At 44.4% G+C, this 16859-nt stretch carries 10 protein-coding genes; 8 read left to right on the top strand and 2 right to left on the bottom strand.

Translation table 11 applies throughout. The features are described from left to right. Positions 1–129 precede the first annotated feature (129 nt). The 4 genes from ACYFDN_RS18475 to ACYFDN_RS18460 all read left to right on the top strand — a co-directional run bounded on the left by ACYFDN_RS18475 (position 130) and on the right by ACYFDN_RS18460 (position 8166). Positions 130–2433 carry a hypothetical protein gene (locus ACYFDN_RS18475; RefSeq protein WP_483512283.1) on the top strand — a complete coding sequence of 768 codons (2304 nt, stop codon included), beginning with the start codon at positions 130–132 and terminating at the stop codon, positions 2431–2433. A gap of 127 nt (positions 2434–2560) precedes the next feature. Next, positions 2561–4453, top strand: a complete 1893-nt coding sequence (locus ACYFDN_RS18470; protein ID WP_483512282.1) for a glycoside hydrolase family 17 protein — start codon at positions 2561–2563, stop codon at positions 4451–4453. Positions 4454–4613: 160 nt separating this feature from the next. Next, the gene (locus tag ACYFDN_RS18465) at positions 4614–5945 is read left to right on the top strand and encodes a glycoside hydrolase family 16 protein (RefSeq protein ID WP_483512281.1); all 1332 of its coding nucleotides are present in this window, start codon (positions 4614–4616) and stop codon (positions 5943–5945) included. Between the two features lie 136 nt (positions 5946–6081). Next, the gene (locus ACYFDN_RS18460; protein WP_483512279.1) at positions 6082–8166 is read left to right on the top strand and encodes a carboxypeptidase regulatory-like domain-containing protein; all 2085 of its coding nucleotides are present in this window, start codon (positions 6082–6084) and stop codon (positions 8164–8166) included. Positions 8167–8242: 76 nt separating this feature from the next. Here ACYFDN_RS18460 and ACYFDN_RS18455 read toward each other — a convergent pair whose 3' ends face one another. Further along, positions 8243–9073, bottom strand: coding sequence for a hypothetical protein (locus ACYFDN_RS18455; protein WP_483512278.1), 831 nt, complete (start codon positions 9071–9073; stop codon positions 8243–8245). A gap of 2 nt (positions 9074–9075) precedes the next feature. Further along, complete coding sequence (locus tag ACYFDN_RS18450) at positions 9076–10365, bottom strand: GGDEF domain-containing protein (RefSeq protein WP_483512277.1); 1290 nt, start codon at positions 10363–10365, stop codon at positions 9076–9078. A gap of 274 nt (positions 10366–10639) precedes the next feature. On the opposite strand from ACYFDN_RS18450, the gene ACYFDN_RS18445 reads away from it, so the two are divergent. The 4 genes from ACYFDN_RS18445 to ACYFDN_RS18430 all read left to right on the top strand — a co-directional run bounded on the left by ACYFDN_RS18445 (position 10640) and on the right by ACYFDN_RS18430 (position 16347). Continuing rightward, entirely contained in the window at positions 10640–11611 is a 972-nt protein-coding gene (locus ACYFDN_RS18445) for a MalM family protein (protein WP_472589158.1), read from the top strand. A gap of 393 nt (positions 11612–12004) precedes the next feature. After that, positions 12005–13357, top strand: coding sequence for a carbohydrate porin (locus tag ACYFDN_RS18440; protein ID WP_016401621.1), 1353 nt, complete (start codon positions 12005–12007; stop codon positions 13355–13357). Between the two features lie 326 nt (positions 13358–13683). Next, complete coding sequence (locus ACYFDN_RS18435; protein ID WP_016401620.1) at positions 13684–15705, top strand: methyl-accepting chemotaxis protein; 2022 nt, start codon at positions 13684–13686, stop codon at positions 15703–15705. A gap of 96 nt (positions 15706–15801) precedes the next feature. Continuing rightward, positions 15802–16347: a hypothetical protein gene (locus ACYFDN_RS18430; protein WP_483512275.1), complete on the top strand. Its 546-nt coding sequence runs from the start codon at positions 15802–15804 to the stop codon at positions 16345–16347. Positions 16348–16859 lie beyond the last annotated feature (512 nt).

The raw sequence follows: 16859 nt of genomic DNA, 5'->3' as shown, positions 1-16859 counted from the left end.
ATGGACAAGAATACTGGCTGAAAAGTCATTTTTTTAGCAATAAAAAGTAAGCGCTTTCTTTTTTGGGAGCCGAAAATAATCCGTTTTTTAGTTAAAACATGATGTTAATAACTATCAAGGACACATGGAATGACAGTGACAAATAGCAAATTCAAACTGGCCAATACGGTATTAGCTGCCGCTTTGGCTCTTGCGTTAAGTGGTTGTGCTGACGAAGTAGTAAATGGCGAAACCCCCGCAAATCCAGTAGAGCCTACCGATCCAGTTGAGCCAACTGATCCAGTAGGCAACGACCTGCTGGTGTTTAATGATGCAGTGAACCCTTATTGGCCTGCATGGGACTGTTGTGGTGGCACCACACCAACGAATCCAATAGAGCTTAGTGACTACGGCATGGTCACCGAGTTTGCGATTAATGCTCAGCCAGCGGTTTTAGGTTTTGTACGTGATAGTGAGCGTGGTGCTCTAGATGCAAGTGCAATGGAAAGCACTGGTACTTTGGAGTTTGACCTTAAAATGACAGCCAGCCCAGGCGATGTGAACTGGGCGGTAAAATTAGAAAGTAATGGCGGCATTCAAAATGACGCCGGTGGTGAAGAAGTTGAAATAATGATCACCGCGCCGGTGTTAGATACTTGGCAGCACGTTAGTGTGAACCTTGCAGACTTAGCGACCCAAGGTTTAGACCTAAGCAGCATTGATAACATCTTAATCTACCCAGCTTGGGGAGAAGGTGAAGGCGCAGTTTACCGCGTAGACAATGTAGAGTTTGTGGCAGACGGTAATACCACCGACCCTGTTGATCCGGTAGAACCAACTAACCCAGATGCTGACAGCGGAACAAAACTATCATTAGATTTACCCATGACAGATTTTGGTGGTGCGGTAACCGAGTTAGCCGCAGCTAATCCAGCCTTAAATGGCATTACCGCTTACAGCACTAGTGCTACGGTAATTAAAACTACCAAAGCAGCGGCTGCAGAAGACTGGGCTGGCACCACACTGGGCGATACGGCCACCTTAGCCATTACCCAAGATCGCAGCATCATCAGTGTGTGGGTGTATTCACCTGAATCGGGCGTACCAGTACTACTTAAAGTAGAAAACGCTGACGATGATACACAAACCGCTGAGGTGCTTGTTTATACAACCGTCGCGGAAGCTTGGGAAAAACTTAGCTTCGACTTTACCAATGTTGCAGATGGTACCCAGCAACTTAATCCAGAATTTACCTTTAACAAAAAATCAATTTTCTTCGACTTCTTAGTGGACGCCAGTGAAGACAAAATTTTTTACTGGGATGACGTGACCTTTGTAGAGCAAGAAGACACTACTGACCCAGTTGACCCAGTTGACCCAGTTGACCCAGTTGACCCAGTTGATCCGCCTGAAGGTGACTCAGTGGTAATTTTCAATGATGCCGCTAACCCAAGTTGGATCGCCTGGGATTGTTGTGGCGGTACCACACCAGCCGTGGTGACCGATAACGATGATAGCTATGGAGCAGCCACCGAGTTTGAAGTAGTTGGCGAACAGGTTAATGGCTTTAGTAGCCGTGCCGATCACGGCGCTACCAACGGAGCTCCTATTGATGCGAGCGCTTGGGCAAACGGTGGGTCTATATCTTTTGACTTGAAATTGACCGCTGAAGGTGGCGCAACCGATTGGAAGTTTAAAGTTGAATCAAACGGCGGAGCTAACTTCGCAGAACTGAGTTTAGCCGAGCTTCCAGAGCTAGATACTTGGAAGCACTACAGCTTTGACTTAGCGGAGTTACAAAATGCAGGACTAGATCCAAGCGCTATTGACGTGGTGATGATTTTTCCAGCATGGGGAACGGGCATCGGTTCTAAATACTTAGTCGACAACGTTCAAGTCTCTTCCACTGGCGGTACCGAAGCGCCAATCGCTGGTGATGACAACACGGTAACTATCGATGAAGGCATAGATTTCGAAACCAAAACACTAAGTTGGGAAGTATTTGAAAATGACGACAACCCAGTTATTGAGTTTGTTGCTAACCCTGATACTTCTGGCATTAACGGCTCTGCTACGGTAGCCAAAATCACCGCTCGCGCAGCGGGGGCACCATGGGCTGGCACAGTGACTCGATCAGTAGAAGGTTTTGAGCTTAACGCTAGCAACAGCACTGTGAAAATGATGGTTTATAAAGACAAAATCAGCGCAGTACGCCTTAAGTTAGCAGCGGCTAACCAATGGGGAGCAGAGATTCTTGCGAGCAATACTAAGGTGGGCGAATGGGAAGAGCTGACTTTTGATTTTAGTCAGCACCCAGAGTTTGCCGCAGCTGCTGCACAAGGAGATATGGTTGAAGTTGTGGTATTCCCAGACTTTGATGACCCCATCGTAGAGGTTCGCCCTGCTGATACTGTTATGTATTTCGACAACATCAGCTTTAGCGCTCAGCAGTAAGCTTAGATTGCAGGGGCATTTTGCTAAGTGCCCCTGCATTTATCAGTCACCGAGAATGCGCTAAACGTATTCTCATTTTTCAAGGAAGTATCAGGTTAATTGTTTCAATTTAACTGGTGGAAAAAAGATGAAAATATGTAGTTTAAAATCAATTTTGCTGGCCGCCATGTCGGTATTAATGGTGGCTTGTGCCGATGAGCCACTGAATGATTCGGGTGATCCGGGCACTGGTCCAGGAACTGGCACCGAGCTTGCTCCTCAACCTGGCCCCGGTAGCGTTTATCCTAGCGCTCTAAACGGCGATGTAATCTTGGGTAACCCCGATTACTTAGCGATTTCTTATGGTGCTTGGCGTTCAACAGTAAGAGAAAGTGGCGTTAATGTACCAACGGTTGATATGCATAAAGAAGACATGCAAATTTTATCGGCCATGGGCATCAAAATGCTCCGCACCTACAATACTCAAGGTTTCATTGGCCTTGATGGTAAAAGCAATACCGAGAACCTATTGCAAGCCATTGCCGAGCTAATGGCCGAAGATGAATCTTTTGAAATGTACGTGCAGTTAGGGGTATGGATTGATGCCCTAAACTCATGGACTGATCAACCAGTGATTCACGACCAAGAGAACCCAGAAAACGCTTTAGAAATGGCTAAAGCCAAAGAGCTTGCCTTAGCTTACCCAGAAATCATCAAAGTGATTGCTGTAGGTAATGAAGCAATGGTTAATTGGGCGGAATACCATGTGGTACCTGGCATTATCCTTGGCCACGTTAACGACTTCCAGCAATGGAAATCTGAGAACCCATCGGTAGCCAATATTTGGATTACCAGTTCTGATAACCATGCGGTATGGGCAGGCATAGACGACAGTGCCAACATTGGTGAACAAGCAGATCTTATCGCATTAATTGAAGCGGTAGACTACGTGTCTTTACATACCTATGCTCACCACGACACGCTTTACGACCCAACTTTTTCTGCTGATTGGAAAGTACCTGCCAGCGAGCAAGATTTAACCGTGCAGGAGCAAGTTGATTCAGCAATGGATAAAGCCTACTTGCATACCGTGTCACAAATTAAAGTGGCTCAAGACTTTATCAACACCATTGATTCAAGCAAGCAGATTCACATTGGTGAAACTGGCTGGTCTACGGTTTCAAATGAAAACTTTGGTGCGGGTGGCACTCAAGCTGCCGACGAGTACAAGCAAAAAGCGTTTTACGATGCAATGCGTACATTTACCAACGAATTTGGTGCGTCGCTGTTTTTCTTCCAAGCCTTTGACGAGCCATGGAAGGGCGATGAGAGCAACCCTGGTCACTCAGAAAAACACTTTGGCTTAATTGATATTGACGGCAACGTTAAGTACTTAGCCTGGGATAAAGTAGATGCCTTAAACAGCGCTGGTTTAACCCGTGGTGATGTATCTTCGTTTACAGCTAGCTTTGGTGGCGACTTTGATACTTTAATGGCAACTATTTTGCCACCTCCGTATGCTCCTGTTGTTACTCCTCCTGAAGAGGGCGAGTTTGTAGTATTGAATACTGCTTTATACGAAGGTGCTGTTGCTTATGGTTGGGATAGCCCAGCTACCGCTTGGGCTGGCGTAGATGATGCCACTGGCGTATTAACCATTGCTTCAGATCCTGCTACTGCCAAAGATTGGGGTTGGGGCGCTGGCGTAGGTATTCCTGGACAAACTAGTAACCTTTCAAGCTCTACCCAAATCACTTTTGAAATTAAAGGCGACGCTGCTTATGGCTTCTACCTTGGTTTCCAAACTACGGCCTCGGGCGGCACTAATCATTGGGTTCGCTTTAACGATGGCCAAGGTTACACCCTAACTGACCAGTGGGTTGAACACACTATTAGCTTAAGCAGCTTCTCTAATTTTGCTGCTGCTGATCTTAGCGTGGTTAACTCACCGTTCACTATTGCGGATCTTTATGCTGAATCAGGTGGCAGTGCGCCAACCTTAAGCAACATAGAAATTCGTAACATTTCTTGGTTGGAGTAAAGCGCCTCTAACCATTAGCTAGCGTACCAGTCGTTAGCGCGTAAGCCAGAGGCGATGATTAAACCTGTTTGATCATCGCCTTTTTTATTTAGCCCTTTGCTAGGCTGCGATCTGCGCGGTTAGCAAAACGGCTCAGCTTAACTCAAGGATAGTAAGCAAGATGTTTTCTCAAGACGATGCAGTAAGCCGTTTTACAGTTGCTAAAAAAGCAACGCTGTTGGCCGGTTTGTTTTTTGCAGCTTCCTCATCGGCGCAAGCCGGCTGGGAAGTACAGTGGATCGACACCTTTGATGGTAGCCGGGTAAATTGGAGCAATTGGACCGCTCAAACTCAAGCAAACTATAACAACGAAGTGCAATGTTATACCGACGATGATTACTCTGATGAGCGCAACTATGAGGTATCGGAAGGTAGCTTAAAAATTATCGCCCGCAAAAAGACTCAAAACTGTGCAACTTTAGGCGGTCAACAAAAAACCTGGACCTCGGGGCGCTTAAATTCAAAAGACAAACGAGAGTTTCTGTATGGTCGTATTGAATCGAGGATCCGTTTTCACAACCTAGAAGCGGGTACTTGGCCAGCGTTTTGGATGTTAGAAAACCGCATTGCCGAGCAGCCAATAAAGGGTGATGGCGATAATGTAAATTGGCCAAATGTTGGGGCTGGTGAAATAGATGTATGGGAATGGTTTTCTAATGAGCCAAATACCTATATTACCAACTTCTTTAATGTATCAGGTTGTGGTGAAGAGCATCGTTATACTTATCCAAACGGTGGTAGCGATGTATTAAATTGGCACAAATACGCCATGGAGTGGAGCGAAGACAAAATAGACTTTTACGTTGATGAGACCTTGGTAGTTAGCCAGGATATTAGTGGCTGCAACCAATATCAAGAGCCTATGTTTGTACTGCTTAATCTGGCTATGGGCGGCAATTTAGGTGGTTTTATCGATCCCAATTTAGCGCTTGCCACTATGGAAGTCGATTACATTGCCCATTGCCAATTTAGCGATAGCAGCGATGCTAGCTACTGTGATGAAAATGCACCCCGAGCCGACGATTCTGAGCCTAGCGACAGTTTAGCCAGTGTTGAACTTAGCCTTACTCAAGCAGGTAATGATACTCGCTTAGTCGACCCTGCTGCCGGCATGGTTACGGTAACTGCCAACATTGAGCAGGGTGAAGAGCCACTCGACAATTACAGTTTGTATTGGCAAACCGATGAACTACCTAGTCCAATTATGCAGGGAACCACTTTGCAGTTTGACCCTGCGTCAATGCTTGATGGCAGCTACTCCCTGCAAGTAAGTCTAGAGCATAACGCTGATGACCAACTTAGCACCCGCGATGGTTTAGATTTTACTGTGCAAGCAAGCAGTGAGCCTGTTGATGGTCAATCAGATGGTGATTCGGGTGGTGGCAGCTTTGGCTTAGCAACTTTGCTTGGTTTAGCTGGTCTGCTGGTTTTTCGTCGTAAACATTTCAAATAAGCGCTGATTTAAGCGCAATTTCATTTTTGGCTAAGCCTTTTTGCGCTTAGCCAAGCTTTACCTTTCGCCTTGCTGTCCCCAATCGGGTAGGCACTTTTGCACCTGAAATTTATTAAAATTAATAAGGATATTAGTGATGATTGAAATGCTCAAAATTTACTTTTTGGCAATATGTTGTGCCTTAATGCTAGGGTGTGGAGGCAGCAGCGAGACAGACCCCGAGCCACAAAACGCTTATCAAGTTGCTGTCACGGTAGTGGATGCAAATAGCCAATTACCATTAGCAGATGCTCAGATAAGCATTGCAGAGCAGGCTCAAACAAGTGATCAACAAGGTTACTCTAGCTTTGAGTTAGCTGCTGGTAGCTATTCCTTGAGCGTGAGTTTGGCTGGATATCAAACTCACCAACAATCTATAGAGCTTGGTGAGCAAGGCTTAAGCTTAAATATCAATCTAGAAGCGCTGCCAACAGTTAGCGGGCCTTTATATGTTTTTCACTCCGACAATGATAGCTCGTATAACATTGAACACTGGGGAGATAACTGGGGATCTGGCAGTGTAATTAGTGACCTTGATGATGCAAGTATGGGTCGCGTTGTTAATATCACCAGTGGCACCGCCTGGGGCAATAAAGCGTCTATTGCCTGGGGGAATGAGCCTGAAAATGCGGTAGCGATTGATGCTTATACCCACCTTAGATTTAAGATAAAAGCCAATTCATTTACTGCGGTAGAGGTGGTATTGCAAGGGCCAAGCAATCCTGAATCTAAAGTCGCTTACGCCTTGAGCAGCGGCACGCCATTGGATGATGGATGGGTAGAAATGGAAGTTCCTCTGCCCTATGGATTTAGCCAGCTAACTTGGCTGGGTTTAATTTTTGAAAGCGCAATTAGTGACAGCTTGTTACTCACAGATATTTACATGTTAAGCCAAGAGTTAGTGACTAGCCAACCAAGCAGCGCCGCACCGCAGCCGCCAGCCCTAGCTGATAACGAAGCAGTAGTGATTTTTAGTGATAGCTTGAATGAAGACAAGTATGTATCGGTGTGGAACTCCAACTGGTGGAATGCGCCATTTTACTCGCCTGGAGTGATTGATGATAACAACTATGCCCGTTATGAGATTGCCGGATTGGGCGTAGAAGGCGGTGTTACTGGTATCGAATTTGGTATTGAAAATGGCAGCGTAGATGCCTCTTCTCACGTGAATATGAACCTAGATTTGTATTTAGAGGCGGGCATTAGTCAACTGGAGATCCACTTAGTCTCCAGTGATGGCTCAGCTTTGTATAGCGTTATCTCTCCTCAAACTGAGCAATGGGTGTCTTATCAAATACCTTTCGCGGATATGCAAGATGCTGATGGCGACGGTGACGGTGTATTAAACCCAGCCACGTTAACTATGGCTGGCATTAAGTTGTGGGGAGAGCAGGGCAAAGCAGTGTTTTTAGATAACCTGTATTTCTCTGGCCAGTCAAATACCTTCGAGTTAGCAGTAAGTGTTGTAAACCAATCTTCTCAAGTCATTGCTGGAGCGCAGGTGAGCGTGGGTGAGCAAAGTGCAACTACTAACGCCAGTGGTGTGGCTTATCTTAGCCTTGCCGAAGGCGAGCACAAGGTTAAAGCCGATGCTAGCGGTTATGGAGCTGCGCAAAAAAATCAGCAGTTATTGGGAGCTGATGCCAGCCTAGAGATTGTACTGGCAGCAGAAAACCCTGGGCCAAGCGTTGCGGCAAGCGTTCCTAGTGTGAGTGATGATGAGGTATTGGTTTTATACAGTGATAGTTTACAAGTAGATAAACCGATTTCTTATTGGTCTGATAACTGGTGGAATGCGCCAAGCCATAGTGAGATTCAAGTAGCAGGTAACAATGTTGCTCGCTTACAGATTATTCCAGATGGCGTTGAAGGCGGCGTAACGGGCATTCAATACGGTATTCAAGATGGGGTTGTGAATGCATCTGGCATGACTGGCTTGCGCTTTGATATGTATGCTACCAGTGGTGTTAGCCAAGCGGTATTCCAGGTTGTCTCTGCCAGTGGCCCGGTTATCCATACCATGCTACCTGTGGCAACCGAGCAGTGGATTAGTGTTGAGCTGGTATTTGCAGATATGGTTCAACCCGGTGCATTTGACGCCGCCAGTTTATCACAACTTGGTGTGCAGCTTTGGGGTACCACCAGTGATAGCGTATATCTAGACAACATCTACTTCTACTAGCCAGAAAAGCTAACTTAACTCAGCAAAAAGGAAGCCTTGGCTTCCTTTTTTGGTTCTGTGGTATGCGCGTTTAATCCTAGGGTGGATTAAGTGTGATTATGCTTGCTGGAGCGAGTTGGTTGAGTTTATCCCAGCCTTGCTTAAAGTCGCTTTCACTAAAAAACAGCTGGTTATAGCTGCCGTCATTTAGAGCTAGATAAAGCCCTTTTTCTAAACGTTCTGCAAGCTCAACATTGTCTTTATTCACGTAGAAAAAGTAACGACAAGAGTATTTCAGAACCACGTTATTCAGTAATTCAAATTGATTGGGATGAGCTGCAAGCTCAGACCATACCTCATGCGCACCGCGTGAAAGGTAATCAAAGCGGCCTGCGGCCAACATAGGTAATAGGCTATGGTTTACCGAAGTAACAGGCTCGATGCCGTTGTAACGCATTACTTTAGTATCACTCCAATAGGTACCAGAGCCTGCACTAAATTGACGAAGTTGGCGTAAGGTCTTTATATTTTCAAAGCGCTTGCTATCGCCTGCTTGTACTAACAAAAAGCGATATTGGCCAAGGCCTTTTAATAAGTCGAACTTAACTGGGCGCAGCGCTTGATTACGCTGTTTAGTGGCTGTGGACCACATTACGTCTATGTATTGCTTGTCTTGTAAATAGCGGCGCAAGCGCTCATTGCTTAGCTCTCGCTCATAGGCTTGAAGATTGGCAATGCCATACTCTTGCTCGGTTTTGGCTAGGGCAAGTGCCAAAACTTTTTCAAAATACTCTGAGCGTTGACTGAACTTGGGATAACTAATGAAGTGCTGACTATTCGCCATAACACTATAGGGTTGTAATAGACCTAGCAATAGTGCAGTGGTGAGTGTTGGCTGTGCCCAAGGCCGCATGAGTATTCGCATCATATTTAACTAAATTCTATTTTGTTTCGGCCATTCATTTTGGCCTTATATAGCGCTTCATCCGCACGCTTAAACCAAGTATCAATGTTGGCCGAGTTTAGCTGCGCAACGCCAAAGGAGCTGGTTACTTGTTGTTGCTCTATTAGCGGGCTGTTCGCGATAAGTGATCTAATGTTTTCGGCTAAGACACAGGCCCCTTTTAACTGGGTATTAGGACACACAATCACAAACTCTTCACCGCCCCAGCGGGCAAATACATCTTGGTCTCTAATAACCTCTGCTACTTGCTGACTGATAGATACTAATACTTGGTCTCCCACATCATGACCATGTTGATCATTTATTTGTTTAAAGTGGTCAATATCAAACATGATTAAGCTGGCTGCTTTAGATGAATGGGAGAACTCACTCATCAATGTGGAGAGTGTGCTACTTAAGCCGGCTCGATTAAGCAATTTAGTGAGGGGGTCGTGCTTTGCCATGGTTTTATATTTATCGCGCTCAATGCTCAAAAAGCTATTGATTTTATTAAGCTCTTCAGTTTTATTTTTCGATATTATGTATTTATTGCGCATTTTTCCGGCAAGGAAAATAGCATGTACCACTATGCTGGCAATCCATAGCGACAGCAGCAAAAAGTACAGATCTCTAGCGTTTATCCACTTACCACTAAAGCTAAAGGCATGCAGGGTAATTTCTAAATCTTTAAGTGAACGATTGTCGCCAGTCGCAATTTGTAAATACTCTACATTATCTAACCTAGCACCAGTGTCTATACCGTAGGGTTTGGCAAATACCCACCAAGATGGCACATAAAACTGATTTAACGCTAATTGATATTGAGCGCGTCCAATGGTTGGGTTGATGGCTTGAATATTGGCGCGAGTATGGCTGATTCTGCCATTACCATTTGGTAAGTCTTGCTCATTATTGAGCAGGTAAATCAGCACAGTGTCGCGCCTTAGATCAACGGTGGTTAAGTCTATCGTTAAAGTGTCAAACTTAGATAAGTCGGCATATTGTTTTAGCTTAGCTTTAAGTGGAATTAACATACTGCAAAATGGAAAGGTATGAGAGTTTACGGTTTTGCAGTGCAAAGTGACATTGGCATCGTTAACCATAAGAGTACCAACAGATGCCCCCCCATTTATGTCATCGTTAAGTGCTGTCGCATTAAAGTGCTGATCAATCGGGTAGTTTAGCGACACGTTCATACCAAACTGCTGCCACAACATAAGGCTTATGGTGAATACCACCAACAAGGGATAGTAGATTTCTTGTCGACAATACTTCATTACTTTTGTTACCTCTGGTATTGCTTGGCGCAGTAATGCTATCTGGTAGGCATCTCACAAAACGCGTTATTGATTAATATTTGCCTTGTATTTGGCAGCAGAATTATTACATTGATAAAAAGAAAGCGCTTACTTTGGTGTGTTGAACGTGAAGTTTGTCGGTGTTTTTACTCTAAAATGCTAAGCGGAACACATTTATAGGTACTAAGTGGCAGGGCTGGAAGGCCCGTAGCACGCGGTGTGGCGTGCATTGCTAGAGATAAAGGGAACTGTTATGAAAACAATTTTGGCCGCAAGTATAGTGTTAGCCTTGACCGCTTGTAGTAATAATCAAAGCATGATTGTTGACTACGGAACTGACGATACCAAAGATATTCAGAAAATTGCGCCAGAAGAAGGTTATGCAGCCTTAAAGCAAGCTGCAATATGTTGTGAATCTTTAAAGCAGCTTGATTACCAATTAGTTACTGCGCCAGGCAAGTTAGATTTTACTATTACGGCCAGTGACCCGGTATTTAACTTTAGCTCTGGGCGCTCCTTTGTAAAGGCATTTGAGCTACCTAATGCGCAAGGAGTAACCAATATTGATGTATCGGCCCCTATAGTAAATAGTGTGTTTGTACCATCGATTTTGGTGCTTGATGAAGATCATCAACCTTTGCAGTTATTCGACGACACTACGATTAACTACGATCCCAGCTCTATTGTTAGCGTAGATCGTTATTACGGCAATATATTGCTGCCGAGCCGCTACGGAGACCAGCAAAAGGCGAAATACCTATTGGTGTTTACTACCACCGAAGCAATGCAGCAGCAAACTAAGCTGAACCCACCAGACAGTAAGGCCGCAGAAACTGGCAGAGTAGATGTAAATATGAAGATTCATATGAACAAGCCTGTACCACATACTGCCATTGGCGCCGCTCGCCTCGCTTTTGATTATGTCCCAGCAGAGAAGCAAAATGCTGATGCGCTTGCTGCAGCTGCGGTAGTTACAACTAGCAATAGCGCTGTAAAAGTAGAACCTAGTCAATCTAGTGTCGATAGTATTTCCGCTAACTCAGCCAGTAGCAATACGCAAATATCTAGCATAGAACCAGAGGTAGCGGCCATGTTTGAGCAACTTATTCAGCAAGCAGTTGCCGATGGGAACTATGACAAAGCTCTAAAAATAGTTAAAGACGCTGAGCAAGCAGGTTTAGTGAATGCCAATGAGGTTTTTGTTAAGGCTGTAAAAGCACAGTAAAGTTTAGTTATAACCTTCTTCACACTCTAGTTAACTGCGCCCGCTGGTAACGTAGAGTGTGAATTTGCTACAAAATTCTTAACCTATCTCCACTTAGCTTGGTTTTATTCATATAATTCTTTGATTTATATATATATTTAATTCATTTCAATTCAAATAGTAAGCGCTTTCTTTTTGTGTGGGGGCGGTCACATTATGTTATTTGCTAAATATTTATACTAAAAATGAAAGTTTTTTAATGTGTTTTTACTGGTCTTTGTCTCATTAAGCCGTTTGTGGCTGTTTTGTGAGCTTTGTGCATTAGAGATTTTCATTTTTTTAGCCAAGAAAAGAAAGCGCTTACTTTTTGATGGTTGTTTTATATGGAAAATACTGACTTTTAATGGAGTTAAAATGAAATTGTCTAAACTATCGCTTGCGTGCTTAGCTGCAGTGTCTAGCTTGTCTCTCTCTGGTGGTGCTAATGCGTCTACCGAAGGTTTTGAGTTTCATGGCTACTTTCGTGCAGGGCTACTAACAAGTGCCGAAAACGATTTTAAAAAATCTAATTTTGCAGGCCAAAAAGAAACCTTAGGTCGTTTAGGCTTGGAAGCCGATAACGATGCTAGCCTTAACTTTGCTAATACTTGGGCCTTTGATGATGGCCGCTCAGTTAAAGTAAATGTTGGCTTAGGCGACTACGGCCAGGAGAGTTCTCTAAGCGCCAGCGCCGATGCCTTCCAAATGGGTTTTGGCCAGTTATTTATTGAGTTTGATGGCATGTCCTCAAGTGGCGTGTTCTGGGGTGGTAAACGAGAATACGGTAAAGATAACTACATCTTTATGACCGACTTTTTCTACAGTGATATGTCGGGTACCGGTGTAGGTATTACTGGCTACGAAGTGGGTGATGCACTGCTAGATTTTGCCTACATTGCCAGTGATCGCGTAGACCCTGATATTGACCGTTGGGCGACTGACGATGCAGGTAATTTAGAAAATCTTAATAACATCATGCATGCCTTTCAATTTGGTGTGACTTATGGCGCGCTTGAACTGTCTGCCATGTATAAAACCATGCCAGATAACTGGGATATGGATGGCAAAGAGTGGGCCGAAACGGGCTACGATTTAACCGCTATTTATACCCTTAATAGCTTCTTTGGTATTCCTGGCAATGGCTTCTCTAAAATTATTGCTCAAGCAGGTAAAGGTTTAGGTTCGGGCAACTTGCTAGCAGGTACTATCACTTCTTATAACGCTTACCATCCTGGTTCGCAGTTCCAAGGTGAGCACCCCGATTGGACCTGGAGTTCAGCGTCTGCTGGTGGTGACGCGAACCGCTTGTTAACCATGGTTGATGAGAAAGATACCTCGGCCCGTTTATTACTGTGGGGCGGTTACACCCTCGATAATGGCATTGGCTTCTTCCCGTCTATTCAAGGCCAATACAACGATCACCACGAAAATGATCTAGGTAGCTACGACTACTGGATTTCTGCAATGGTTCGCCCAACGTTCCCAGTAAGCGACCACTTCTACGTGCAGGGTGAATTAGGTTATGTGCACAACAACTGGAGTGGCGCCACGTCTAACCAGTCTAAAATTACTGTTGCGCCAACCTTTATCTTACCTACCGGTATGGGACCTGCTCCAGAAATTCGTTTCTTAGCTACATATCTGCCTAAGTCATGGACTCACACAAACGAATCGGGTGAGTCAGATAGTGACTTCATCTTAGGTTTCCAAGCCGACGTGTGGTGGTAAACCCTTTAGAGCCTCTACTTAGTTAGAGGCTCTAGCTAGTTCAAAACGTTTCCTTTCGTTCTTTACCTTTTTATTGGGGTAGGCGAGGCAATAACGCGGTTAACTAGGTAGCGAGCAATAGAGAGCTGAACAAGCGCTCGCTAGCTTAAGTAACCACGAATACTGTTTGTGTAGGACCGTATTTAGTAGCGCTTTTGTCTCGTCCTTTTTTAGCTACTTGCCAACTTAGGAGTCAGATAATGGTTTTGATAGGAGTATTTATTTTACTGGTAATTAGTTATGTCGTTGTTATGGATATTGTCAACATAGTAAATTCTTGGTGATGTATGATTAGATTGTTCTCAAATAAAAAAGCCCGTAATACCTCGTTGGTAAGGCGTATGTACTTAGGCTTTGCGGTAATGGTGTCGCTGTTTATTGTTACTGTTGTTTTAATGCTTAATGGCACTAGTCGGGTTCACCAGCAACTGCTGATGGTGAACTCCGATGCACTTCCTCTAGTCACCTATTCCAATCTCACCAGTGTAAACTTGCTGATTGCCGATAAAACTTTTAAAGATTTTCTTACCACGGAAAACAGCGCCAAGCAGCAAGAGTTTGCCGATAAATTTGAGCAAGACCATCAAGCATTTTTAGCAGCTCTGGCAAAGCTTAAGCAAGCTACACCTAAAGGTTCTTCACTAACTGAGCAACTGTTTGCATTAGAAGAACTAGAGCAACGTTATTTTGCCGAATCTAAACTGGCTATGGCTAACTACCGTAACCAACTTTCTGCTCAAAGTGAGCGCCGAATAACCGCTCGCCGTTTTCAACAACTGCAAACCGAATTGCGCTTAGGCATGAGCGAGTTTGTAAATAGCCAAGATGATCTAGCCATAAAACTAATGGCTAAAAGCTATTTTGAAAAACTAAAACAAACCGAAACCATTACCTCAGATGCCTTGGCTAGTGATGATGTGAAAGCCATTGCCGAGGCAATCAAAAACAATAAGCGAAGTGTTACCAGGCTTAATTTTTCTTACCAAGGCCTAGCCACACAATTGCCCGAACTTAGCCAGCATTTTGACCAAGCAACTGAACAGTTTATTCAAGACGTAGGCAAAAAGGGTGGGGTATTAGACTTACATCACCGCTCGGTTAAATCACGCAACTTACTGTATCAAAATATTGCAGTGCTGGCCGAAGAGGTAGATAGCGCGCTAGCCATTTTAGGCGAGTTTAGACAAGCGGCTAACGTACTCAAAGATAGCGCTATAGATAGTGCCGAATCTATTTACCGCGATAGTTACCAGCATGCTTTTGTTATTGGTGGCGTGGTGAGTGTCTTCTTATTGTTTTTGGCGTGGATCCTCTCTCGTAACGTGCGCAAGCCTTTAGCCAGTATGCTGCAGACCTTAGAAGCGCTTACCGCTGGTGATATGCGCCAGCGCGTGGATAACCATAGCTTTATCGAATTTGAACAATTGGGCGCGCACATTAATACCTTAGCGAGTCACTTGCAGAGCATTTTGCAAAAGCTTGGGGTAACTTCTACTAACCTGGCCGAAGTGTCTGCGCAAAACCAGTCTGCTATGTCGGAATCAAGTGATCGCCTTGGCGAGCAGCGCCATCAAACGGCAACTGTCGCGACCGCCATGACCGAAATGGAACACTCAGTTAAAGATGTAGAGGCAAGTGCGAGAAGCTCGATGCAAAAGGTGGGCGATGTAGAGTCTGCAGTGCGCACCGGTAGTTTAGTAATGAGCAACAACACCGCCACTATTAATACCCTATCTGGTCAACTTAATGAGTCGGTAGACGCGGTTTCTGCAGTGCAGCAAATGAGTGTAGATATTGGCTCTATTCTCGACGTAATTCAGCAAATAGCGATGCAAACCAACTTATTAGCGCTAAATGCCGCCATCGAGGCTGCTAGGGCGGGTGAGCAGGGGCGTGGCTTCTCGGTAGTGGCCGACGAAGTGAGAGTGTTGGCAAAACGCACCACTGATGCAACCAGCGAAATTGAAGAAATGATCCAAGGTTTACAAGATAAATCAGAAGATGCTAACGCAGTGATTCAACGCTGTGTGAGTGAAATGCAAAACAGCGTGGAGCATTCAGAGCAAGCTAATAAAGCCATGAATGATATTCAAACCAGCATCGCCGAAATTAGCCAAATGAGCTATCAAATAGCTCATGCCGCTGAAGAGCAAACAACTACCGCCAATATGATTGCTCGTAGCTTGGAGGATATTAATAACGTTGCTGATTCCAATACTCACTCAATGAAGCTTGTAGCCAAAGTGAGTAATAAGCTCGACGAATTAGCCCATCAGCAAAATGAGCTGGTATTGGGCTTTAAAGTGTAAAGAGCGTCAGATAAAGCACAAGGATGTGCTGCGTTAGGTAAAGCAAGGCTCAGTGGTTGATAGCCTGAACTAAGCGTTATCAACTAGGGAAGCAACATGCAACAAATTGGTCATTACAAGGAATGGGTTTTGAAATCGATTATTTGGCTGGGCTTATTCGCAATGCTTGTGTCTCCTAGCTTGTTTGCCTACAACAGCTTTAGGGTTAAAAACCAACCCAACGAAACCATTAGTAACAATGCGCAAATCACCTATAAAGAACTGTTCACTAGTGCGGGAGTGCTTAAATCGAACATTCATGGTTTAGTCGGTTTGGTTAAGCATTACGGCATATTCAAACTTAGTTGTGCTGCCGAGGGTGGGGTAAGGGTCGATCACAACGTTTTAAGCGCTCAACATAAAACCTTGTACCTCGATGGTAAGGCTTTAGTGGTGGATTTAAGCCACGGCTTGCCTGAGCCGGTTATTGCTAACTTAAAAGCGGCCAATTCAGTCAGTTTCGCTCAAGAGATCACCAATACTGCTGGAGAGGTTATTCCGGCTAATCAGGTTATTTCGCTAGCAGGCTTTGAGGCATCTTATTATCGGGTGAGTTATTTGTGTAATGAGCAACAGAAAGTGACGGCTGCACTGCGATTGTAAAAGGATTGTTCAGGCTTAGTTGAGCAAAGGCTGTTTTATTGGTTGCTAAGTAATTTTTTGTTGCTGCACCGACAGAAAACCAATGATAGAAGTTGTAAGGCAGATTAGTAATGTGTGGGTGATGTATACGCATACATTTAAATTGAGTAATCTGGGAGTGGTTTATTATTTTATGTTGGCGTTCAGTTTAAGTAACCCATATGTAACCCTTAGTTAAAGTGTAACGGCGTGATTTAAGTAGAGACTTCGTTAGAGGTAGAATTTATTTGACTAACGAGGTCAAAATGCCAAAGAAAATTACTTGTTCGAAAAAGCTAAGGTCATATAGTTGTTGCTGCCGGAGGCTAAAGAAGTTGCCGCTCAATCTAATGAACTGGCTTTTGGACGTAGCGCGACGAAACATGCTCAAATACTGATAGCAGAGTTTTAGGTCGCTTCAGTTCAGTTCAGTTCAGAGTAACGTTTTATTTTAGTAACCCTGTTAGTAACCCTAAGAGTTAAGTTTTATAACT

The sequence above is a fragment of the Agarivorans sp. D1326 genome (assembly GCF_056958115.1).
This window is presented reverse-complemented; position numbering and strand designations above follow the sequence as displayed.

Coding starts and splice junctions, on each gene's coding strand:
- ACYFDN_RS18475 (WP_483512283.1), top strand. CDS start 130: ATGACAGTGACAAATAGCAAATTCAAACTGGCCAATACGGTATTAGCT.
- ACYFDN_RS18470 (WP_483512282.1), top strand. CDS start 2,561: ATGAAAATATGTAGTTTAAAATCAATTTTGCTGGCCGCCATGTCGGTA.
- ACYFDN_RS18465 (WP_483512281.1), top strand. CDS start 4,614: ATGTTTTCTCAAGACGATGCAGTAAGCCGTTTTACAGTTGCTAAAAAA.
- ACYFDN_RS18460 (WP_483512279.1), top strand. CDS start 6,082: ATGATTGAAATGCTCAAAATTTACTTTTTGGCAATATGTTGTGCCTTA.
- ACYFDN_RS18455 (WP_483512278.1), bottom strand. CDS start 9,073: ATGATGCGAATACTCATGCGGCCTTGGGCACAGCCAACACTCACCACT.
- ACYFDN_RS18450 (WP_483512277.1), bottom strand. CDS start 10,365: ATGAAGTATTGTCGACAAGAAATCTACTATCCCTTGTTGGTGGTATTC.
- ACYFDN_RS18445 (WP_472589158.1), top strand. CDS start 10,640: ATGAAAACAATTTTGGCCGCAAGTATAGTGTTAGCCTTGACCGCTTGT.
- ACYFDN_RS18440 (WP_016401621.1), top strand. CDS start 12,005: ATGAAATTGTCTAAACTATCGCTTGCGTGCTTAGCTGCAGTGTCTAGC.
- ACYFDN_RS18435 (WP_016401620.1), top strand. CDS start 13,684: ATGATTAGATTGTTCTCAAATAAAAAAGCCCGTAATACCTCGTTGGTA.
- ACYFDN_RS18430 (WP_483512275.1), top strand. CDS start 15,802: ATGCAACAAATTGGTCATTACAAGGAATGGGTTTTGAAATCGATTATT.